The 21,453-nt window shown below is 68.3% G+C and carries 20 protein-coding genes and 1 riboswitch; of the genes, 13 read left to right on the plus strand and 7 right to left on the minus strand.

The window, feature by feature from the left end:
- Positions 1-150 precede the first annotated feature (150 nt).
- Positions 151-1,200 carry a hydroxyacid dehydrogenase gene (locus QQL87_RS21365; RefSeq protein ID WP_284420583.1) on the plus strand — a complete coding sequence of 350 codons (1,050 nt, stop codon included), beginning with the start codon at positions 151-153 and terminating at the stop codon, positions 1,198-1,200.
- A 431-nt stretch (positions 1,201-1,631) separates the two neighbouring features.
- Entirely contained in the window at positions 1,632-1,844 is a 213-nt protein-coding gene (locus QQL87_RS21370; protein WP_284420582.1) for a hypothetical protein, read from the plus strand.
- 9 nt (positions 1,845-1,853) lie between these two features.
- On the opposite strand, the gene QQL87_RS21375 is transcribed toward QQL87_RS21370, so the two are convergent.
- A complete protein-coding gene (locus QQL87_RS21375; RefSeq protein ID WP_284420581.1) occupies positions 1,854-2,426 on the minus strand; it encodes a GNAT family N-acetyltransferase in 573 nt (190 codons plus the stop codon).
- An 8-nt stretch (positions 2,427-2,434) separates the two neighbouring features.
- Positions 2,435-4,792, minus strand: a complete 2,358-nt coding sequence (locus QQL87_RS21380) for an Orn/Lys/Arg family decarboxylase (RefSeq protein WP_284420580.1) — start codon at positions 4,790-4,792, stop codon at positions 2,435-2,437.
- 206 nt (positions 4,793-4,998) lie between these two features.
- On the opposite strand from QQL87_RS21380, the gene cobT reads away from it, so the two are divergent.
- The 3 genes from cobT to cobS are packed head-to-tail and all read left to right on the plus strand — an operon-like array spanning position 4,999 to position 7,363.
- Positions 4,999-6,054, plus strand: coding sequence for a nicotinate-nucleotide--dimethylbenzimidazole phosphoribosyltransferase (gene cobT, locus QQL87_RS21385; protein ID WP_284420666.1), 1,056 nt, complete (start codon positions 4,999-5,001; stop codon positions 6,052-6,054).
- A complete protein-coding gene (locus QQL87_RS21390; protein ID WP_284420579.1) occupies positions 6,054-6,647 on the plus strand; it encodes a histidine phosphatase family protein in 594 nt (197 codons plus the stop codon). The genes cobT and QQL87_RS21390 overlap by 1 nt, the downstream gene beginning before the upstream one ends.
- Complete coding sequence (cobS, locus tag QQL87_RS21395) at positions 6,644-7,363, plus strand: adenosylcobinamide-GDP ribazoletransferase (RefSeq protein WP_284420577.1); 720 nt, start codon at positions 6,644-6,646, stop codon at positions 7,361-7,363. The genes QQL87_RS21390 and cobS overlap by 4 nt, the downstream gene beginning before the upstream one ends.
- Here the strand turns inward: cobS and cobD are convergent.
- Positions 7,360-8,391 carry a threonine-phosphate decarboxylase CobD gene (cobD, locus tag QQL87_RS21400; protein WP_284420576.1) on the minus strand — a complete coding sequence of 344 codons (1,032 nt, stop codon included), beginning with the start codon at positions 8,389-8,391 and terminating at the stop codon, positions 7,360-7,362. The two genes, cobS and cobD, sit on opposite strands and share 4 nt — an antisense overlap.
- A gap of 22 nt (positions 8,392-8,413) precedes the next feature.
- On the opposite strand from cobD, the gene cbiB reads away from it, so the two are divergent.
- Positions 8,414-9,382, plus strand: a complete 969-nt coding sequence (gene cbiB / locus QQL87_RS21405; protein WP_284420575.1) for an adenosylcobinamide-phosphate synthase CbiB — start codon at positions 8,414-8,416, stop codon at positions 9,380-9,382.
- Here the strand turns inward: cbiB and QQL87_RS21410 are convergent.
- The 3 genes from QQL87_RS21410 to cobU are packed head-to-tail and all read right to left on the minus strand — an operon-like array spanning position 9,375 to position 12,019.
- Positions 9,375-10,853 carry a cobyric acid synthase gene (locus QQL87_RS21410; RefSeq protein WP_284420574.1) on the minus strand — a complete coding sequence of 493 codons (1,479 nt, stop codon included), beginning with the start codon at positions 10,851-10,853 and terminating at the stop codon, positions 9,375-9,377. The two genes, cbiB and QQL87_RS21410, sit on opposite strands and share 8 nt — an antisense overlap.
- Positions 10,854-10,857: 4 nt before the next feature.
- Complete coding sequence (gene cobO / locus QQL87_RS21415; RefSeq protein WP_284420573.1) at positions 10,858-11,466, minus strand: cob(I)yrinic acid a,c-diamide adenosyltransferase; 609 nt, start codon at positions 11,464-11,466, stop codon at positions 10,858-10,860.
- A 16-nt stretch (positions 11,467-11,482) separates the two neighbouring features.
- A complete protein-coding gene (gene cobU, locus QQL87_RS21420) occupies positions 11,483-12,019 on the minus strand; it encodes a bifunctional adenosylcobinamide kinase/adenosylcobinamide-phosphate guanylyltransferase (protein WP_284420572.1) in 537 nt (178 codons plus the stop codon).
- A gap of 36 nt (positions 12,020-12,055) precedes the next feature.
- A riboswitch (cobalamin riboswitch) is annotated at positions 12,056-12,248 on the plus strand.
- Positions 12,249-12,421: 173 nt separating this feature from the next.
- Here cobU and QQL87_RS21425 point away from each other — a divergent pair.
- From QQL87_RS21425 to cobJ, 7 genes are read left to right on the plus strand one after another with little or no spacing between them, the layout of a single operon-like run.
- Positions 12,422-12,814, plus strand: coding sequence for a DUF1636 domain-containing protein (locus QQL87_RS21425; protein ID WP_284420570.1), 393 nt, complete (start codon positions 12,422-12,424; stop codon positions 12,812-12,814).
- A gap of 20 nt (positions 12,815-12,834) precedes the next feature.
- Positions 12,835-13,872: a cobalamin biosynthesis protein CobW gene (cobW, locus tag QQL87_RS21430; protein ID WP_284420569.1), complete on the plus strand. Its 1,038-nt coding sequence runs from the start codon at positions 12,835-12,837 to the stop codon at positions 13,870-13,872.
- Between the two features lie 9 nt (positions 13,873-13,881).
- Positions 13,882-17,301, plus strand: a complete 3,420-nt coding sequence (cobN, locus tag QQL87_RS21435) for a cobaltochelatase subunit CobN (RefSeq protein ID WP_284420568.1) — start codon at positions 13,882-13,884, stop codon at positions 17,299-17,301.
- Positions 17,298-18,572, plus strand: a complete 1,275-nt coding sequence (gene cobG, locus QQL87_RS21440; protein WP_284420567.1) for a precorrin-3B synthase — start codon at positions 17,298-17,300, stop codon at positions 18,570-18,572. Before cobN ends, cobG begins: the two co-directional genes overlap by 4 nt.
- A complete protein-coding gene (locus tag QQL87_RS21445; protein ID WP_284420566.1) occupies positions 18,565-19,197 on the plus strand; it encodes a precorrin-8X methylmutase in 633 nt (210 codons plus the stop codon). Before cobG ends, QQL87_RS21445 begins: the two co-directional genes overlap by 8 nt.
- Positions 19,194-19,952: a precorrin-2 C(20)-methyltransferase gene (locus QQL87_RS21450; RefSeq protein WP_284420565.1), complete on the plus strand. Its 759-nt coding sequence runs from the start codon at positions 19,194-19,196 to the stop codon at positions 19,950-19,952. Before QQL87_RS21445 ends, QQL87_RS21450 begins: the two co-directional genes overlap by 4 nt.
- Entirely contained in the window at positions 19,949-20,716 is a 768-nt protein-coding gene (gene cobJ / locus QQL87_RS21455; RefSeq protein ID WP_284420564.1) for a precorrin-3B C(17)-methyltransferase, read from the plus strand. The genes QQL87_RS21450 and cobJ overlap by 4 nt, the downstream gene beginning before the upstream one ends.
- On the opposite strand, the gene QQL87_RS21460 is transcribed toward cobJ, so the two are convergent.
- Positions 20,680-21,453 (minus strand): cobalt-precorrin-6A reductase, encoded by a 774-nt coding sequence (locus tag QQL87_RS21460; RefSeq protein ID WP_284420562.1) that lies wholly within the window; start codon positions 21,451-21,453, stop codon positions 20,680-20,682. The two genes, cobJ and QQL87_RS21460, sit on opposite strands and share 37 nt — an antisense overlap.

The following is a 21,453-nucleotide window of genomic DNA, read 5'->3' on the forward strand; positions in this document are numbered from 1 at the left end:
CATGGTCGCGGCGTTGCCGACGCCTGCGTGGCTCGTTGGCGCCGAGCTTGACGGCCCGGGGACGATTGTCAACATGCCGGCCCCGGCCGGTCGGGCATCCGCCTTCCCAAGTCCGGGATCAAGAGCAAGAAACCAGGAGGTCACCTGTTCATGGCCGCGAATTCCAAGCGCGTCTTCTATGTCAAATATCTCGCGCATCCGATCTTCAGCGAGCTGCTTGCGGCGCGCCCCGACGTCCGGCTCGACCGGCTGGAGAACGACAGTTCAGAGGCCGAGACGGCGCCGATCCTGGCGGCGGCCCACGCCTACCAGATCGGCGCCGCCCGCGACGAGCTGGCCCCGCGCTTCCATGTCGATGCCGACCTGCTGCGCCGCGCGCCCAACCTGCTGATCGTCTCCAGCAACGGCGCCGGCTACGACCCGGTCGATGTCGAGGCCTGCACGAAGGCCGGCGTGCTGGTCGTCAACCAGTCCGGCGGCAACGCCCATTCCGTCGCCGAGCACACGCTGGGCATGATGCTGACCCTGTCGAAGCGCATCATCCAGTCCGACCGCCGGCTGCGGCGGGAGCGCGACGTCAACCGCAACGATCTGATCGGCAACGAGGTGCAGGGGCGCACGATCGGCATCGTCGGGCTGGGCAACGTCGGCCGCCGCGTGGCCGAGCTGTGCCGCGGCCTGCTCGGCATGACGGTGCTGGCCTACGATCCGTATCTGTCGGCGGACGAGATCGCCGCACGGGGGGCCGAAAAGGTCGAGCTTGAAGACCTGATGCGACGCGCCGACTTCGTCTCGATCAACTGCCCGCTGACGAGGGACAGTCGCGGCATGATCGGCGCCCGGGAGTTCGCGCTGATGCAGCCGCATGCCTATTTCGTCACCACCGCCCGCGGCTTCATCCACGACGAGGAGGCGCTGCTCGCGGCACTCACCGAGCAGCGCATCGCCGGCGCCGGGCTCGACGTCTGGGCCAAGGAGCCGCCGCCGCCGGACCATCCGCTGCTGCAGCTCGACAACGTCCTGGCGAGCCCGCACACGGCCGGGGTCACCCGCGAGGCGCGGCAGAACATGGGCCGGATCGCGGCCGAGCAGCTGCTGGGTGCGCTGGATGGCGGGCGGCCACCGCGGCTGATCAACCCGGAGGCGTGGCCACGCTACAGCGCCCGGTTCCGCGAGGCGTTCGGCGTGACGCCGGCCTAGCCGGCGGAGGCGAGAGGGTGGGGAGAAGATTTGGTGTGCCGGGGGCTGCAATGCAGCAACAAATCTTCTCTCCAGCGTGGCTTCGACGAAGCGGACATTGCTATTTTCCGCCGCGTCTCGACAGGCCAGGGGTTGCTGATCATTTTCCCAGGAGCGCCATGAGCTTGAGCAGGACTTTTCGCTCGGCGCCGAAGGGAATCGGGTCCAATGCGCCGGCTGAATTCAATCCTGAAGTCGACCCACGGTCGCGTTCGGCGCGCGGTGTCGAAGTTCGTCGCGATCGCCGCTGCCAGCCTGCCCTCCGTCGGCGCCTGAGCGTCGGTTCCACTGCTGCATCAAATATTTGCATCGGCTGTTTGATATCGGTCAACGGCGGACCCGCAAGCGCGGTAACATCTCCTTCGAGCACTGCTTGAGAGGCAGGAGGTTGCATGGCGCGCTATGTCATCCATTTCATGAAGGACGTGCTGGGCGAGAACGGCCGCCAGTGCGAGATCTGCCAGAGCACGCTGGAGGTTGAGGCCGACAGCGAAGGCGAGGCGGCAGAGATCGCCAAGCAGGAGTTCTGCAAGACGCAGAACCTGCGTGACTGGTCGCTGCATGCCGACCGGATGCAGGTGAAGGCGGCCGACTTCCCGTCCTGACGCGCAAGCTCAGCGGCTGAGCCCTGCAGGCGGCTCGCCGCTGCCCGGGCCGAGGGAGCGCTGAACCATCACCGTGTCGGACCATCGGCCATAGCGATAGGCAACCCCCGGAAGCAAGCCGACCCGAACGAAGCCGAACCTCTCATGGATGCCGAGTGAGGCGGTGTTGTCGGCGTCGATATAGCCGATCATCTGCCGGTAGCCGGCCGCAGCCGAGGCATCGATCAGGGCCTGCATCAGCAGCCGGCCGACGCCGCGGCCGAGATGCTCGTGGTGGACGTAGATCGAATGCTTGACCGCGAACCGGTAGGCCGGCCGCTTCCGGAACTGGACGACATAGGCATAGCCGACCACCTCGCCGCGGAACGTCGCGACCAGATGCGGCAGCCGCTGGTTACGCAGGTTCTTGCGCCGCTGCTTGAGGTCGTCGGGCTCCGGCGCGCCGGAGTTCGCGGCGCCGTCCTCGACGCCGCGGCGGATGTGTCGCCGGTAGATGGACAGCATCGCCTCGACGTCCTCGTCGCGCGACGGCCGAACCAGGACCGGCGGTTCGGTCTCGAGACCGGTCGGGGTGCTGTCCATGGTTCGAATTACTCTGCGCAAACATAGGTATGGAGCCGGATCCGGCCAGCTTCGTCGATCTCCTTGTACAATCCCTGAATCTCGACGTCGAAACCCGGAAAGACGTTGAAGGCGCGCTCGAACATCTTGAGGTAATCGATCATCGGCCTGGCGCGGTCCGACAGCCGTTCGCCGGGCACGATGGTCGCAATGCCCGGCGGATAGACCACGAAGGGCGTTGTGGCGATGCGACCGGCAATGCGGTCGATCGGCAGGTAGTCGACTTCGTTGCGCATCAGCGCGCGCGCCGCCTCGCGCGGCGACAGCGCGATCTCCGGCATGTGCTGCGGCTGGAACTGCCTGGCCTGCAGCGCGCTGACCTCGGCCTCGCGGTAAAACCGGTGCATCTCGGCACAGAGGTCGCGCAGCCGCGTCTTGCCATAGCGGGTGAAGCGCTTGCGCGTGAACTCCGGGATGGCATCCTCCAGCAGCACGTTGTCGTCGTGCAGCCGCTTGAAGGCGACGAGGCCGCTGATCAGGGTGCCGGCCTTGCTCGCCTCGACGCCCGGCGTCAGAAGGAAGAGCAGCGAGTTGAGGTCGTTCTTCTCGGCGACGATACGGTTCTCGCGCAGATATTGCGCGACGACCGGCGCCGGGATTCCGTGCTCCGCATAGCCGCCATTGGCGCGGTCGAAGCCGGGGGTCAAAAGCGTCAGCTTGTTCGGGTCGGTCATGGCGAAGCCGGGCGCCAGATCCGGGAAGCCATGCCAGGCCTCGCCCGGCGCGAGCTGCCACAGCGCGGCGTCGGTTGCGAGCTGGTCGGTCGAGATCGCTTCCCAGGCGACGTCGTGCCGGGCGCCCGGGCTGGCTGCATCGGCGATCGACACCCGGTCGGGCACGAACGGCTCGAAGAACCAGCGCCGCGCCGGATCCTTCTCCTTCTCCTCGAACTCCCGGCGCATCGCTCTGATCTTCTTGCGCAATTCGATGCCGAGCCGGATCGTGTCGTCCCACAGCACCTCGCCCGAGCGGCCCTTCATCATCTGGGCGCCGACGTCGAGCGAGGCGAACAGCGGATAGAACGGCGAGGTCGAGGCGTGCTGCATGAAGCTTTCGTTGAAGCGGCGGTGCTCGACGCGGCGCCGCTGCCCCTTGATGTGGCGATCCTTGACGTGGATCTGCGAGGCCTGGGAGAAGCTCGCGAGCTGCTTGTGGGTCGACTGCGTGGCGATGATGCCGGGCGCGTCGGGCCCGAGCTCGCCGAGGCCCATGGCGAAGCGGCCGGCATAGAGCGGGTGGAACTTCATGAAGCCCGCCCAGGCCTCGTCGAACATGATGTAGTCGCAGAGGTGGCCGATCCGTTTGAGGATCATCTCCGCGCTGTGGATGGTGCCGTCATAGGTGCACTGCTCGACCACGGCGACGCGGAACGGCCGCTGCTTTCGCCAGGCGTCGGGGTCCTTGACCAGCGGATTGTCGCGGATCTGTTGCCGCAGCTGCTCCTCGTCGAGCAGGTCCCAGCGCATCGGGCCGATCAGGCCCCAGGCATTGCGGACGGTGGGGACGTACACGGGCACGCCGCCCGCGATCAGCAGCGCGCCATGATGGGCAGCCTTGTGGTTGTTGCGGTCGAACAGCACGAGATCGCCGTCGGTGACCAGCGCCCCCAGCACCACCTTGTTGGAGGTCGAGGTGCCGTTGAGGACGAAATAGGTCTTCTCGGCGCCAAAGATCTGCGCCGCCTCCTTCTGCGCCCGCAGCGCCGGTCCCTCATGGGTCAGGAGATCGCCGAGATCGAGCACGGAATTGTCGAGGTCGTCGCGAAACACCGCCTCACCGAGATGCTCGACGAAGATCCGGCCGATCGGGCTGCGGCTGTAGAACACGCCGCCATTGTGGCCGGGGCAGGTCCAGAGCTGGTTGCCTTCCTCGGCATAGTCGACCAGCGTCCCGAAGAACGGCGTCTTCAGGGTCTCGGCATATTGCTTGAGGCGGCTGATCAGGTTCTTGGCGATGAACGCCGGCGTCTCCTCGGAGAGGAAGACGTAGCCGTCGATGAAGTCGAGCACCTCGACCGGCAGGTCCTCGAACCGTTTGCGCCGGATCAGCAGGATGATCGGGAAGTCGAGGCCGCGCCGGCGCATCAGGTTGATCAGAGCCGCCGTCTTGCCCTCCAATCCCTTCTTGCCCCAGTCCACCAGCATGCAGCCGATCGCAGCATCCGTCTGGACGGCGATTTCGGCGTCTTCGAGCTTCCGGGCGCGGACGACCTCGAAACCCGAGCGCTGGATCTCCTCGATGATCTGGTTGAAGCGGACGCCGGCGAGGTCGTCGGTCTCGAAGACAGGCGCGGCGAACAGGAATGTGAAGCGGCGGAAGTAATCCATGAGACTCTTTCGGGCTGGGCGGGCAGCCACGTGTCGACGGGTTCGATGACAGCGGGATGACAGGAGGCAGGCAGCCGCGCGCAGGTTCTGCCCATGGGCCTGCTTTGTTCGCGTCCGTCGCGGCAGGCGACTGCGCGCTTGCGCTTGTGTTGGCGGTGTCGCAATGGCAATCGTCCCAACACTTTGCAGGGCTGAAAGGATCCGTGGTGCTTCCAGAATGGATCAGCGTTGATTGTGCGGCTCCCTCCGAGGCGCATCGTGAGGTGGCCTTGGCGCGTCAGGCGCAGCTGACCAAGCCGCTCGGAGCGCTCGGCCGGCTGGAGGAGGTCGCGGTCGAGCTCGCGGCGCTGCAGGCCTCGGACCGGCCGGGGGCCGAGCGGGTGCCGGTGGTGCTGTTCGCCGGCGACCATGGCGTCGCGGCGCAGGGGGTCTCCGCCTATCCGCCGGAAGTCACGGTGCAGATGATGCACAACTTTGCCGGCGGCGGCGCGGCCATCTCGGTTCTGGCGCGCAGCCTGGGCTGTCCGCTGGAGGTGGTCGATGTCGGGACGCTGGCGGATGAGCCGGTGCGCGGCGTGGTCGTCGACAAGCCGCGGCGCGGCACACGCGATTTCAGCGTCGAGCCGGCACTGACGCCGGAGGAGGTTGCCTTCGCCTGCGAGGCCGGGCGGCGCGCCGTGGCGCGGCAGGCCGACCACGCGCCGGAGCTCGTGATCTTCGGCGAGATGGGAATCGGCAATACGACCGCGGCGGCCGCCCTTGCCGCGGCGCTGTTGTCCTGTGCGCCTGCGGACATCGTCGGCAGCGGCACGGGGCTTGACGCCGATGGGCGGGCCAGAAAGGCGGCGGTCATTGCGGATGCCCTGGCGCGGCACGGATTGTCGTCCGGAGCAGCCGTCGCGGATATCATGGCCGCGGTCGGTGGTCTGGAGATCATCGCGATGGCCGGGGCGATCATCGCCGCCGCACAGCGGCGCTGGCCGGTGCTGATCGACGGCTTCATCGTCTCGGTCGCGGCGCTTGCGGCCGTCAGGCTCAACCCGTCATGCCGGCCGTGGCTGCTGTTCTCACATCGCTCGGCCGAGCGCGGCCATGCCGTCGTGCTCGAGGCGCTCGGCGCCCGTGCTCTGATCGATCTCGACCTGCGGCTCGGCGAGGCCTCCGGTGCGGCGACGGCGTTGCCGATCATTCGGCTCGCCTGTGCGCTCCACAACGGCATGGCCACCTTCGCGGAGGCTGCGGTCTCGGGGCGCGACGCCTGATGCGGCTCGACCTCCTGCGGCACGGCACCACCGGACGAGACGGCTATCTCGACGGCCGCACCGATCCGCCGCTGAGCGAGATCGGCTGGGAGCAGGTCCGGCGGCAGACGCAGAGCAGGATCTGGCGCCGCGTCGTCAGTTCGCCGTTGGCGCGCGCCTGCGCGGCGGCGGAGGATTACGCCCGGCAGACCGGCGGTGCGCTGGAGATCGACGGGGATTGGCGCGAGCTCGACTTCGGGCACTGGGACGGACGAAGCCGCAGCGACATCGCCGCCGAGCCGGGAGGTGAAGCCCTGCTCGATGCCTTCTACGCCGATGCTGCCGTCTCTGCGCCGGCCGGCGAGAGCTGGGCCGATCTGCAGACCCGGGTCGCGCGCGCGGTCGAACGCGTTCTCACCGTGCCCGAACCCACGCCGGTGCTGGTGATGACGCATGGTGGCGCCATGCGCGCCGCGCTCTCGCATCTGCTCGGCTGGCCGTTGCGGCAGCTCTGGAGCCTGCGCATCCATCCCGGCACCCGGATCACGCTCGAGGCGGGACTTGGCGGTGAGCGTGGTCCCTGGGGCGAAATCGTCGAGGTCATCCAGCCATGAGTCTGCGGGAATTCTGGATCGCGTTGCAGTTCCTGACGCGGCTGCCGACGCCGCGGGTCGCAGAGACGCGATCCGACGACCTTGCAAAGGCGGTGGTCTGGTTTCCGGCCGCCGGATTGGTGATCGGCGCCTGCCTGGCAGTGATCGCGCGGCTGCTGCACGGCGCCGATCCGTGGCTCGTCGCGCTGGCCGTGCTGGCCGCTTGGATCTGGATCACCGGCGCGCTGCACCTCGACGGGCTTGGCGACGTCGCCGACGCGTTCGGCGCCGCGCATGGCAAGCCCGAGCGCTTCATCGCCGTGCTCGGCGATCCCCATGCCGGCAGCTTCGCCGTCGTCGCGATCGCTCTGCAGATCGCCGCCAAGCTGGTGCTGATCGCCGAGCTGGCGACGGGACCGACCGCCTGGGCGCTCGTGCTGATCCCTGCCTGGGCGCGGCTCGGCACGCTGGTCTGCAACAAGACGCTGCTGTCGCTGAAGCCGGGGCTGGGGGCGAGCATCTCGAACAGCGTCGGCTGGAATGTGATTGTCTCCTGGGGCGCTGCACTCGCGGTCGGCGCGCTGGCCGGCGCGGTCCCGACCTTGCTCGCCATCGTCCTCATGCCGGCGGTCGCGTTCTACTGGCAATGGAGGATCGGCGGCATCACCGGCGACTGTCACGGCGCCAGCATCGAGGTGATGGAAACGCTGCTGCTCGTCGCCTGCGTGCTCGGCTAGGACGCGTTGCCGAGCGCCTGCGCCAGGCGTTGCCAGTCGGCCTCCCGGCCCGGCAGGCCAAAGCGCAGCCAACGCGGATGCGCCGGAAAACGCCGGACATGGATGCCGTGACGGGCGAGCCGGTCGGCGATGTCAGGCGCGCCGGCCGCCGTGACCAGCCGGAACAGCGGCGTGCCGCCGACGGCCGTGCACCCGGCCTGTCCCAGAAGCGCGTCGAGGCGCAGACAATCCGTCGCCAGGCGGGCGCGCGTCTCGTGCAGCCACGAATCATCGGTCAGCGCGGTGGTTCCGATCGCAAGCGCTGCGCCCGACACCGCCCAGGGTCCGAGCTCGTCGCGCAGCTGCTGCACGATGTCGTCTGAGCCGATTGCAAAGCCGAGGCGCACACCGGCCAGGCCATAAACCTTGCCGAACGAGCGCAGCACGATCGTAACCGGCGGTAGCGCCGCTGCGAGGCTTGCATCAGCGGGATAGAGGTCGGCGAACGCCTCGTCGACGACCAGCAGGCCGTCGCGCCGGCGCAGCCTCGCGGCCAAGCCGATCAGCGTGTCGCGCGGCAGCAGACGACCGGTCGGATTATTGGGATTCACCACCACCACGATGTCGGCGTCAGCGCATGCGTCGAGGTCCTCCACGAGCAGCACGCGATGGCCACAGCGGCGCCAGCACAGCGCATGCTCCTGATAGGTCGGTGCGAGTACCGCGACGGTCGATCGCGGGCGCAGCCGCGGCAGGATCTGCAGAACGGCCTGGGTGCCTGGTGCGGCAACGATCGCATCGGGGCTGGCGACGCCATAGCGCATCGCTGCCGCCGCCCGCAGCGCACGGTCGTCGTCCCCGGTTGGCAGGCGAGCCCAGCTCGCGGGGGGGATGCCGGGGATGGGATAGGGCACCGGATTGATGCCGGTCGACAGATCGATCCACGGCTGCGGCGCATCCGGGTAGCGGAGGCTGACGCCATCGAGATCGCCGCCGTGAACGATCGCTTCCGGCTGATCGGTGCGCGTGCTAGTCGCTCTCTCGTCCATGTCTGTCCTTTAGCGGAGATCGATGTTCGTCTCTCTCGCGCTTGCGGCGCTCCTCATCGAGGCGGTCGTCGGTTATCCCCAGATCATGGTGCGGCGGATCGGCCATCCCGTGATGTGGATCGGCGCGCTGATAGCATGGGCGGACCGCCGCTGGAACGGCGCCGAGGACAGCTTTGCCGTGCGCCGGGGGCGCGGCGCCGGGCTCGTCGTTCTGCTCGTGGCCACGATGGTCGCCATTGGCCTCGCCGCAAGCTGGCTGCTGGCTGTGGTTCTCGGCGAGCCGGTCGCAACGCTCATCCTCGGTCTGTTGGCGAGCAGCCTGCTGGCCCAGCGTAGTCTCGACGCACACGTCGCTGCTGTGGCGGACGGCCTGGAGAAGGAGGGGCTCGACGGCGGCCGCCGCGCGGTGGCCATGATCGTCGGGCGCGATCCCGAGCGGCTGGACGAGGCCGGCGTGTCACGCGCCGCCATCGAGAGCCTGGCCGAGAATTTCTCCGATGGCATCGTCGCGCCGTTGGTCTGGCTGGTGATCGGCGGGCTGCCCGGCATTTTGATCTATAAGGCCGTCAACACCGCCGACAGCATGATCGGACATCTGTCCGAGCGTCATCGCGCCTTCGGCTGGGCGGCGGCGCGGCTCGACGATCTCATCAACCTGCCGGCCTCGCGGCTGTCAGCGCTGTGGCTTGCCGCGGCTGCGGTCGTCGTTCCCGGTGCCTCCTGGATCGCGGCACTGCAAATCGTCAGACGCGATGCGTCCAAGCATCATTCGCCCAATGCGGGCTGGCCAGAAGCCGCGATGGCCGGCGCGCTGGGGCTGCGGCTGGCCGGCCCGCGCGTCTACGATGGTGAAACGGTGGCGGATGCGTGGATGGGCGACGGACGGGCGGCTCTGACGGCCGATGACATCAGGCGGGCGCTTCGTCTCTACCGTGTCGCCTGCCTGATACAGGCCATTGTCATCGCCGCGCTGACCATCGCATTCATGTGATCGTGTGCGGCCCACGCGCGAGATCGAGAATTCGGTCGACATCGACGTGGCGCTCGAGATGGGCCGCGAGCGCGTCCAGTGTCGCGTCGACATCGGACTCGTAGGCGAGGCCGCTTGTGACGGCGCCGAGGCCGCGCAGCCAATGCGCGCGCAGGCCGTCATCGGCGAACAGGCCATGCACATAGCAGCCCGCGATCTGGCCGCCGGCCGCGACGGCACCATCGCGGCGACCATCGGTGAATGTCAGGAAGGGGCTTTCGGTGGCCGGGCCATCGGTGCGGCCGATATGCATTTCATAGCCGCGGAACGACACGTGATCGTGCATCAGCGTGCCCTGGACCTCGCGCAAAGCCTTGTCGTCGGTCAAGGTCGTTGCGATGTCGAGCAGGCCGAGTCCTGCGACCGAACCCGGCGTACCTTCCCGTCCATCTGGATCGCGGATCGTCCGCCCGAGCATCTGATAGCCGCCGCAGATGCCGAGCACGCGGCCGCCGCGCCGCAGATGCGCTGTCAGATCGATGTCCCAGCCGGTCTCGCGCAGGGCGGCGAGATCGGCAATCGTGGCCTTTGACCCCGGCAGGATCACGATTGCAGCGTCGCCGGGAATCGGCGTGCCCGGCCGCAGGAATTGCAGATCGAGTCCGTCTTCCAACCGGAGCGGATCGAACTCGTCGAAATTGGAGATGCGGGGGTAGGCGAGCACGACGGCCTTCGGCCTTCGTCCGCCTGCAGTTTCCTGCGCAGGCAGGCCGAGCGCATCCTCCGCCGGCAGGCGGCGCGCATCTGCAAAGTGCGGAACGAGCCCGAGCGACGCCCAGCCGGTCCGTGTCGCGATCTCATTCATGCCCGAGGCGAACAAGGAGGGATCGCCGCGGAAGCGGTTGACAAGGAAGCCGGCGATGAGCGCGGCATCGTCGGGCGCGATCACCGCCTTGGTGCCGACCAGGCTCGCGATGACGCCGCCGCGGTCGATGTCGCCGATCAGCACCACAGGGATCTGCGTGGCCTGCGCGAAGCCCATGTTGGCGATGTCGCCGGCGCGCAGGTTGATCTCCGACGCCGAGCCCGCGCCTTCCACCAGCACGACATCGGCATCGGCTGCGAGATGGTGAAAGCTGTCGAGCACCGCGTTCATCAATTGCGGCTTCATCGCCTGATAGGCGGAGGCCTTGGCGTTGCCGATGACGCTGCCTTGCACGACCACCTGCGAGCCGATCTCGCTCTGCGGCTTCAGCAACACCGGGTTCATGTGCACGGTCATCGGCCGCCGCGCCGCGCGGGCCTGCAGCGCCTGGGCGCGGCCGATCTCGCCGCCGTCGGCGGTGACGGCGGCGTTGTTCGACATGTTCTGCGGCTTGAACGGCGCCACCTTAAGGCCGCGCAAGGTGAGTGCGCGCGCCAGCCCCGCGACGATCAGCGATTTGCCGACGTCGGAGCCGGTGCCCTGGAACATGATGGCGCGCGCGGGCATCGGCTTAGTACTCGATGCCTTCCTGCGCCTTCACGCCGGCCGCGAAATGGTGCTTGACGAGGTTCATTTCGGTGACGAGATCGGCAGCCTCGATCAGCTCCGGCTTGGCATTGCGGCCTGTGACGACCACGTGCAGATCAGGACGCCGCGCGGCCAGCGTCGCGACGACATCTGTGATCGGCAGGTGATCATAGCGCAGCGCGATATTGAGCTCGTCGAGAATGAGCAGCCTGATCGAGGGATCGGCCATCAGCTCCTGCGCTTTTGCCCATGCCTTCTCCGCTGCGGCGACATCGCGCGCGCGATCCTGGGTTTCCCAGGTGAAGCCCTCGCCGAGCGTGTGCCACGAGACCTGATCACCGAACACCGCGATCGCCTTGCGCTCGCCGGTTTCCCACGCGCCCTTGCCGAACTGCACCACGCCGATGCGGAAGCCGCGGCCGAGCGCCCGCAGCATCAGGCCCCAGGCCGCGGTCGACTTGCCCTTGCCCTTGCCGGTGTGGACGATCAGCAGGCCCTTCTCCACGGTCTTCGAGGCGACCTCGGCATCCTGCACCGCCTTGCGGTTCTCCATCTTCGCCTTGTGGCGTGCATCGTCGGGGCTGTCGGTCATGGGTTCGTCCTGTTGATCATTTCAAGGTCAGCGGCAGGCCGGCCGCCATCAGAATCACACGATCGGCCAGGGCCGCGACATCCTGGTTCAGCCGTCCCTGGGCATCGCGAAAGGCGCGCGCCAGCGCGTTGTCCGGCACGATCCCGAGCCCGACCTCGTTGGAGACGGCCACGATCGGGCCACGGGCGGAGGTCAGCGCATCGACGAGCTCCGCGCAAGCGGCTGCGACGTTCATCTCGGCGAGCATCACATTGCTGAGCCACAGCGTCAGACAGTCGATCAGCAGCGGCGCGGGCGACCCCGCGTGTTGGCGGACCACGGCGGCCAGATCATGCGTGGTCTCCAGCGTCTGCCATCCAGCGGCGCGGCGCGCCTTGTGATGGGCAATGCGCTCGGTCATTTCGTCGTCGAACGCCTGCGCGGTCGCAATATAGATCCAGGGCGGCGCCTCGGCGGTGACCAGCGCCTCGGCGTGGCGGCTCTTGCCCGAGCGCGCGCCGCCGAGCACCAGGGTCAGGCGCGGCAGGGCAGGATGGCCAGGGGCGGCGGTCATGGGGGGACGATTCCGATTGACGGGCTTTGGTGCGACCCGTATCTAACAGATGACGGTTCTCCGAAAGGAGAGATTTAGGGAACACGGTGCGGGTCCTTGACCCTAGGCCGCGGCTGCCCCCGCAACTGTAATCGGCGAGTGTGAGGCCAAATAGCCACTGGGAAACCGGGAAGGCGGTCTCACGCAGCGACCCGAGAGCCAGGAGACCTGCCGTCGACATTGCTGTTGGCCGACCCGTCGCGCGGGGAGTCGCGATGCTGGGTTTGATCTCGCCGGGATGGGCGGGATGCCGTCGGATGCAGCGCATCGTCCGGTTCTCCTGGGAACCGGCAAGCGACGGAGACGGTCATGACGTTCAGCCCTGCTCAGATGATCAAAGCCGCCGACGTGGTCGGCTGATCGATGTCGATTTTGGAGCAGAGCGGGACGACCCTGTTCGTCTGCGTCACCTGCCGCGCGCAAACGGCTGCGGGCCCGTCGGATGAGCAGCCGCGGGCCGGAACTCGGCTGCTCGCGGCCATCGAAGCCGCGCCGTCGGAGTTGCGGGCGGGCCTCACAATTGCGCCGGCCGAATGTCTTTCCAACTGCAATCGCGCCTGCTCGGTTGCGGTGACCGCGCCCGGCAAATGGACCTATGTGCTCGGCGCGCTCGATCCGGATCTGCATGCCCAGGACGTGCTGGCTTTCGCGCGCCTGCATCAGAAGCACGAGGCGGGCCTGCCGGCCTGGCGCGAGCGTCCCGAATATATCCGCAAGAACACCGTTGCGCGCGTGCCTGCGCTGCCGACGCGATAAGAGCGAAAGATAAAGCTGTCATGACGAAGTCGTTCGCCAAAACGCCTTGCACCATCGTCACCGGTTTCCTCGGGGCGGGGAAGACCACGCTGGTGCGCAACCTGATCGAGACCGCGAATGGCCGCAGGCTCGCGATCATCGTCAACGAGTTCGGCGATGTCGGCATCGACGGTGACATTCTGAAAAGCTGTGGCGTGCCGGACTGCCCGGAGGACCGCATCGTCGAATTGTCCAACGGCTGCCTGTGCTGCACCGTGGCCGATGATTTCGTGCCGGCGCTCAGGAGCCTGCTCGACCAGAAGGAGCCGCCCGAGCACATCGTGATCGAGACCTCGGGGCTGGCGCTGCCGAAGCCGCTGGTGCAGGCCTTCAACTGGCCGGAGATTGCGACGCGCGTCACCGTCGATGGCGTCGTCGCTGTCGTCGACGGTCCGGCCGTCATGGCTGGCCGCTTCGCCGATGATCCCGCAGCGCTCGCTGCGCAGCGCGCCGCCGACGATTCGCTCGATCACGACAATCCGCTCGAGGAGGTCTATGAGGATCAGCTGCTCTGCGCCGACCTCGTCGTCATGAACAAGAGCGACCTGATGAGCGACGAGGATCGCAAGGCGGTCGCCTCCGAGATCGCCGCGAAGGTGCAGCGCGCTGTCAAGGTGATCGCGACCGAACACGGCCAGATCTCAGCCTCCGTCCTGCTTGGACTCGGCGCCGCCGCGGAAGGCGATCTTGCCGCGCGTCCTTCGCATCACGACAACGAGGCCGAGCACGATCACGATGATTTCGAGAGCTTCGTGCTCGACGTGCCGCCGCAGGCCTCGCCCGACGCGCTCGTCGACCGCATCGCGGCCGCCGTTGACGCTCATGACGTCTTGCGGGTGAAGGGATTCGTGGAAGTCGCCGGCAAGCCGCTGCGCCTGCTGGTGCAGGCCGTCGGCAGCCGTATCCAGCATCAGTTCGAGCGCCCCTGGCGCGCAGGCGAGTCGCGGCAGGGGCGGCTGGTGGTGATCGGCGAGCGCGGCCTCGATGCCGCCGCGATCACGACCCTGATTGCGGGCTAGGCGAGGGCGATGCACCTCCTGGCGACATCCGGCGCCGATCTCGACGACCTCGAACAGGCCGTGGATCTCGCACAGTCGCCCGCCGAACTGGTCGTGCTGTCGTTCTCCGACAGCGACCTGTCGGCGCTCGCCGAGGCCTGGACGTCGTGCGCGGCGGACCTGCCGGGCCTCCGTCTTGCCAGCCTGAAGCGGCTGAAGCATCCGATGTCGGTCGATCTCTATCTCGACCGCGTCGTGCTCGGCGCGCGCGCCGTGGTCGTACGCTGTCTCGGCGGACTCGATTATTGGCGCTACGGGCTGGAGCGCATCGCATCGGTGTGCCGCAGCCGGAACATCCTGTTCGCGGCATTGCCCGGCGACGATCGGGCCGATGACCGGCTCGATGCGCTGTCGACCTTGCCGTCGGACGTCACGGCCCGGCTCTACGGCTATCTGCACGAAGGTGGCGTCGGCAATGCGCGCGAGTGCCTGCGCTATCTCGCCGCGCTGCTCGGGCGTGACACGCATTTTGCCGAGCCGGTTGCCATCGGCTCGATCGTCGGCTTCGCGCCGGATCGCGGCGCCCTGACCATCGATGCGCTCTGCCTCAGCGACGATGCGCGACCGACCGCGCTGATCGTGTTCTATCGCGCCAGCCTGCTCGCCGCCGATACCGTTGCCATTGCGGAGCTGATGCGCGGGCTGGAGCGCGAAGGGCTTGCGGCGGTGGCCGTTGCGGTGACCAGCCTGAAGGATCCAAGCATTGCCGATGCGCTGGCGCGACTGATCCGGCAGCGGCGTCCGGCGATCATCCTCAACGCGACCGCATTCTCGGCGCTACGCGAGGACGGCACGACCGTGCTGGACGTCGCCGACGCGCCGGTTCTGCAGATCATCCAGGCGCAGAGCACGGAAGAGGCCTGGACATCGTCGTCGCGCGGATTGTCGCCGACCGACCTTGCCATGAACGTCGTGCTGCCTGAGCTGGACGGCCGTCTGCTGGCGCGGCCGATCGCCTTCAAGGGCGAGATGCCGGCGGATGAACGCCTGCAGTTCGGGGCCGTGCGCTATGTGCCGCAAGCCGACCGCATCGCCTATGTCGCGCGGCTCGCGGCAAGATGGGCACGGCTGCGCGCGCTGCCGGCCGGGGAGCGCCGCGTCGCGCTGATGCTGTCCGACTATCCGGCGCGCGGCGGCCGCCGCGGCTACGCGGTTGGCCTCGATACCAGCGCCAGCGCGGCTGCCATCGCGCGGCTGCTGGCGGAGGCGGGATACGACATCGGCTGTGAGCCTCCGACTGTCGATCGTATCGAAGCGTTGCTGCGCGATGCGGCCGATGAGCTCGTCGTGCCACTCGCCGACTATCAGAGCGCCCTGGCGCTGTTGCCCGCGGATCTGCAGCGTGCCCTGTGCGACAGCTGGGGCGAGGCCAGCGCCGATCCGGCGTTTCGCGACGGTGCGTTCCGCTTTCGCGTGCTGCGTGCCGGAAAGCTTTCGATCCTGCTGCAGCCGGATCGCGGCAGTCGCGCCGACCGCAAGTCCGGCTATCACGACACGACCGTGCCGCCGCGGCATGCCTATGTCGCGCTCTACGCGCATCTGCGCGAGGTGGACAAGATCGACGCGCTGATTCATCTCGGCGCGCATGGCACGCTGGAATGGCTGCCGGGCAAGGCGTTGGCGCTGTCGAGCCAGTGCTGGCCGGAGGCCGTGCTCGGTCCGCTGCCGGTGATCTACCCGTTCATCGTCAACAATCCCGGCGAGGCGATGCAGGCCAAGCGCCGGCTCGCTGCGCTGACGCTCGGACATCTGACGCCGCCTCTGTCGCAGGCTGGGCTGCACGGGTCTCTGCTCGAGCTGGAAGGCCTGGTCGAGGAATATGCCGAGGCCGATGGCCTCGACCGGCGCCGCCTCGGCCTGTTGGAGGACGAGATCATCGCGCGTGCCTGGCAGAGCGGCCTCGCCGCCGATTGCGGGCTCGAACGCACGATGACCGGACGCGAGGCGATCGCGCAGCTCGATGCGCAATTATGCGACATCAAGGAGCTCGCGGTGCGTGATCGTCTGCATGTGTTTGGTCAGGCGCCGGACGCAGCCGCGAACGGTCTGCTGACCGACGCGATCATGGCCGCGGCCGGGCCGGGCGGCAGTGTCGGTCGCGACGACATCGACGCGCGGATCCAGACGAGTGCCTTGGCCGAGCGCAGCGCATTGCTGACGGCGCTCGACGGCCGCCGCGTGGCTGCAGGTCCGGCCGGCGCCCCGAGCCGCGGCCGGCTCGACGTCTTGCCGACGGGGCGTAATCTCACCGCGATCGATCCCCGCGCGATCCCGACGCGGACGGCCGCCCTCGTCGGTGCGCGCGCAGCCGATGAGGTCATCCGGCGCTATCTGCAGGACCATGGCGACTATCCGCGCGCGCTGATGCTCGATCTCTGGGCCTCGGCGTCGCTGCGGACCGGCGGCGACGATCTCGCCCAGGCGCTGGCCTATCTCGGCGCGCGGCCGCGCTGGGACCACAACTCCAATCGCGTGACCGGCATCGAGGTTCTGCCGCTCGCCGCGCTCGATCGTCCGCGGATCGATGCGACGCTGCGGATCTCCGGACTGTTCCGCGATCTGTTCGAAGCGCAGATCGCGCTGTTCGATCTCGCCGTGCAGACGGTCGCGGCGCGCGACGAGGACGATGCCGACAATCCGCTGGCCGCTGCGCGACGCCGCGGCGAAAGCCTCGCCCGCGTGTTCGGCGGCGCGCCTGGCAGCTATGGCGCCGTCGCCGCGGATGTCGCGCTGGGAATGGCGTGGGACAGCAAGGCACAGCTCGGTGAGGCTTATCTCGACGGTGCCGGCTACAGCTTCGGCGGAGCGCATGATGCCGTCCCGGCCTCCGACACGTTCCGTGACCGCGTCCGCTCGGCCGACGCGTTGGTGCATGCGCAGGACGACCGCGAGCGCGACCTGCTCGACGGTGAGGAGGTCGCCGATTTTGCCGGCGGCTTTGCAGCCGCTGCGGCGTCGCTCGGTGCTGCGCCGGCCCTGCTGCATCTCGACACCAGCCGGCCCGACCAGCCGAAGGCACGGACCTTCAGCGAGGAGATCGCCCGCGTGGTACGCGGCCGGCTCACCAATCCGCGGTGGCTTGCGGGAATGCTCGGCCATGGCCATCGCGGCGTCGCCGAGATCGTGCAAGCCATCGACGCGCTCTACGCCTTTGCGGCGACGTCCGATACGGTGGCCGAGCACCTGTTTGATCTGGCGCATGGGGCGCTGCTGTGCGACGAGGCAGTGTTGCAGGCCATGGTCGCGCGCAATCCGGCGGCCGTGGCTGCCATCGTCTCCCGATTCGAGGATGCGTTGCGCCGGCAGCTATGGGTGCCGCGCCGAAATGCGGTGATGGACGAGCTGGCTTTCGTCCGCACGCGCCTGACGCAGAGGGAGATCGTCTTGTGACCGCCGTCGCCGAGATCAAGGGCTGGTGTCCCGGTGCACGCCGGCCGATGCCGAGCGGCGACGGGCTCATCGTCCGGGTTCGGCCGCATGGCGGCGCATTGTCGGTTTCGGCGCTGGGCGAGCTCGCGCGGGCCGCGCAACGCTTCGGCAACGGCCAGATCGATCTCACCCGCCGCGCCAATCTGCAGATCCGCGGCGTCTCGGACCAGACGCTCGTGCCGCTGTGGGACCTGATGGCCGCGCTCGATCTGCTCGATGCCAGCGCGGAGCTGGAGGCGATCCGCAACATCGTCGTCAATCCGCTGGCAGGACTCGATCCAGCCGAGATCCTGGACATGCGTCCTGTCGCCGCCGCGCTGGAAACAAGACTGGCGTCGGATCAGGCGCTCCAGGCCCTGCCGGCCAAGTTCGGCTTCGCGCTGGACGGCGGCGGCAGGCTGCCGCTTGCGGACCTTGCCGCGGATGTCCGTCTCGTGGCCCAGGTCCGTGACGGAGATTGCCGCGTCGCGATCGGCCTGTCTGGGTCGGATGACGTGAGATGGCTGGGAACGACGTCGGTGGCCGATGCTGCGTCGGTGGCAATCCAGCTTACGCGCGTCGTGCTGAAGCTCGGCCCGACGCGCCGGTCCGCGACACTGCTCGCGCCAGCGATAGCCACCATCGGCGCCGAACTGGGCCTCGATGGCGCAGGCGCGATGACCCGGTCTGCCACGCCGCAGCGGCGTTGCGGAGTCATTGCTTTGACGGATCAGACATGCGCCGTCGGTCTCGGTGCCCCGTTCGGACGTCTCGACAGCGATGCTCTGACGCGGCTCGCGGATGTGCTCGCAACCCATGGCGTCTCCGAGGTCCGTCTGTCGCCCTGGCGCACGCTGTATGTGCCCGCAGGTCCCGAGATCGCAGCGCAGATCGTTGCGGACGCCGCTCGGCTAGGCCTGATCGTCGACGATGCGGATCCCCTGATGCGCATCGATGCCTGCTCGGGTGCCGGCTGCTGCCCGTCGACCGGCCTTGCCACCCGGCAGCATGCGCGCGTGCTGGCGGATGCGATGAGGCGCACGCAGTTCAAGGGCACGCTGCACGTTTCGGGCTGCGCCAAGGGCTGCGCCCGCTCGGCGCCCGCCGACATCGTGTTGATCGGGGAGGGGGAGCGCTACCATCTCGTGCGCGATGGAACGGTCAGGACTGAGGCGTGCGGCACGGTTGATGCCGCCGGCCTCGACGCTGATGGCGATGGGCTGTTCGAAGCTGGAGAGAGGGCCCATGTCTGACCTGCGCGACTACATCAAGGATGGCGCGGAGATCTATCGCCGCTCGTTCGCGACCATCCGCGCCGAGGCCGATCTGTCGCGCTTCCAGGGGCTTGAAGAGAAGATCGCCGTGCGCATCATCCACGCCTGCGGCATGGTCGAGATCACCTCGGATATCGAGATGTCCGAGAACTTCGCGGCCGCGGCGCGGGCCGCGCTCGATCGCGGCGCACCGATCCTGTGCGATGCCAAGATGGTGGCGCAGGGAATCACGCGCGCCCGGCTGCCGGCCGGCAACGAGATCATCTGCACGCTCGATCAAGCCGACGTGCCGGCGCTGGCGGCGCAGCTGGCCACCACGCGCTCGGCTGCGGCGCTGGAGCTGTGGCGGCCGCATCTCGAAGGCGCGCTGGTCGCGATCGGCAATGCGCCGACCTCGCTGTTTCATCTGCTCGACATGCTGGATCAGGGCGCGCCGCGGCCGGCCGCGGTGATCGGAACGGCGGTGGGCTTCGTTGGCGCGCGCGAATCCAAGGAGGCGCTCGCGGCCGACGGCCGGGTGCCGTATCTGATCGTCCGGGGACGCAAGGGCGGCAGCGCCATGGCGGTTGCCGCCGTGAACGCCATCGCGAGCGATGTCGAATGAGCCTGCTCGACACCATCGCCGGCACAGCCGGACCCGGCACGCTCTACGGCATCGGGGTCGGTCCCGGCGACGTGCGCTATTTGACGCTGCGGGCGGCCGGGTTGATCCGCTCAGTCGACGTGATCGCATTCTTTGCCAAGCGCGGCATGGAAGGCAATGCACGGCGGATCGTCACAGCGCTGATGGAGCCCGGCCGCCATGAGCTGCGGCTGGAATATCCCGTCACCGAAGAGGTGCCTGTGGCGGATCCTGTCTACGAGGCCCAGATCGGCAACTTCTATCAGCGGGCGGCCGGAAGCATCTCTGCGCATCTTGCGGCAGGACGATCCGTCGGCCTGCTCGCCGAAGGCGATCCGTTCTTCTATGGCTCGTTCATGCACATGTGGCGCCGGCTTGAGCAGGATCATCCGGTCGAGGTCGTCCCCGGCGTGACCGGCATGTCCGGCTGCTGGACCAGGGCCAACGTTCCGATCACCTGGGGTGACGACATCCTGTCGGTGCTGCCCGGCACGCTGGCCGAGGATGTCCTGCAGGATCGGCTGACGCGCTGCGAGGCCGCCGTGATCATGAAGGTCGGGCGCAATCTCACCAAGGTCAAGCGGGCGATCGCGCGGGCCGGGCTGCTCGATCGTGCCATCTATGTCGAGCGCGGCACCATGGAGGCGCAACGCGTCGCGCCGCTCGCCGAGGTGATGCAGGACCGCGGTCCGTATTTCTCGATGATCCTGATCCCGGGACAGGGGCGGCGGCTGTGACGGGCACGCTGACCATCGTGGGCGTCGGCCCGGGGCGGCGCGAGCTGATCACGCCGGCTGCCTCTGCCGCGATTGCCGACGCCACCGATCTCATCGGCTATGGTCCCTATCTGGACAGGGTGAGCACCTTGACGCCCGGCCAGATCCGTCATGCCAGCGACAACCGTGTCGAGCTCGATCGTGCACGCCATGCGCTCGCGCTCGCCAGTGACGGCCGGCGCGTGGCCGTGGTGTCCGGCGGCGATCCCGGCGTGTTTGCGATGGCGGCCGCCGTCTTCGAGGCGGTCGAGGCCGGCCCGCCGGAATGGCGCGCGCTCGACATCCGCGTCGAGCCCGGCGTCACGGCGATGCTGGCGGCCGCCGCCGAGGTCGGGGCGCCGCTGGGCGGCGATTTCTGCGCGATCTCGTTGTCCGACAACCTCAAGAGCTGGACCACGATCAGTCGCCGGCTGCAGGCCGCGGCCGGAGCCGACTTCGTCATCGCGCTCTACAATCCGCTCTCCAAGGCGCGACCGCATCAGCTCGGCGAGGCGTTTGCGCTGCTGCGTGAGATCAAGCCGCCGTCAACCGTGGTGGTGATGGTGCGTGCCGCCGGCAGCGGCGAGGTCAGGCGGATCATCACCACCCTGGGCGAGGTCGATCCCGACAGCGCCGACATGCGCACGCTGGTGCTGATCGGCTCGACGGCGACGCGTCTGATCGCGCGCGACGGCAAGGCGCCGTTCGTCTATACGCTGCGGCGTGAAGCCGGGGCCGGCCCATGAGCAAGCTGCGTCTCCAGCCATTGCAACGCGGCCCGCGCACTGTCCAGCGCGACGCCATGGGGCTTGTCGGGCCGCGCGATCATCACGACCGGAAGGGCGAGCTGTCGTGCGGCGGCGATCTTCGCATAGGTCGCAGCTCCGCCGGAGTTCTTCGACACCACGCATGCGATGCGTTCCTGTGCGAGAAAGGCTTGCTCCTTCGCCTCGTCGAACGGTCCGCGATCCCGGACGAAGCGGATCTCGGGCGGCAGCGCGATATCGCCGGGCGGGTCGATGGTGCGCGCGATGTAGTGATGCTGCGGGGCTGCGGCGAACGCCGCAAGCTCCAGCCGTCCCAGACTGAGGAACACCCGCGAAGCCGCGAGCCCGAGCGCATGGGCCGCAGCCTCCGCACTGTCGACCTCGATCCAGTGATCACCCGCCTGGGATTGCCAGGCCGCGCGCCGGATCGAGGCCAGAGGCAGCGACAGCGCGTGACAGGCGGCCACGGCATGGCGCGAGATCTGATCGGCATAGGGATGGGTCGCGTCGACCACCGCATCCACAGCATGATCGCGCAGCCACGCCTCCAGCCCCTCGATGCCGCCGAAGCCGCCGATGCGGGTCGGCAGCGGCTGTGGCCTTGGCGAGGTCGTGCGGCCGGCCAGCGACAGCGTCGCGTCGAACCGGCTATTGCCGGCCAGCAGCTGCGCCAGCTCCGAAGCCTCGGTCGTTCCGCCGAGAATAAGAATGCGCAT

Origin of the sequence: Bradyrhizobium sp. SSBR45G, assembly GCF_030159255.1 — a bacterium.
In the GTDB taxonomy this organism is placed as follows: Bacteria; Pseudomonadota; Alphaproteobacteria; order Rhizobiales; family Xanthobacteraceae; genus Bradyrhizobium.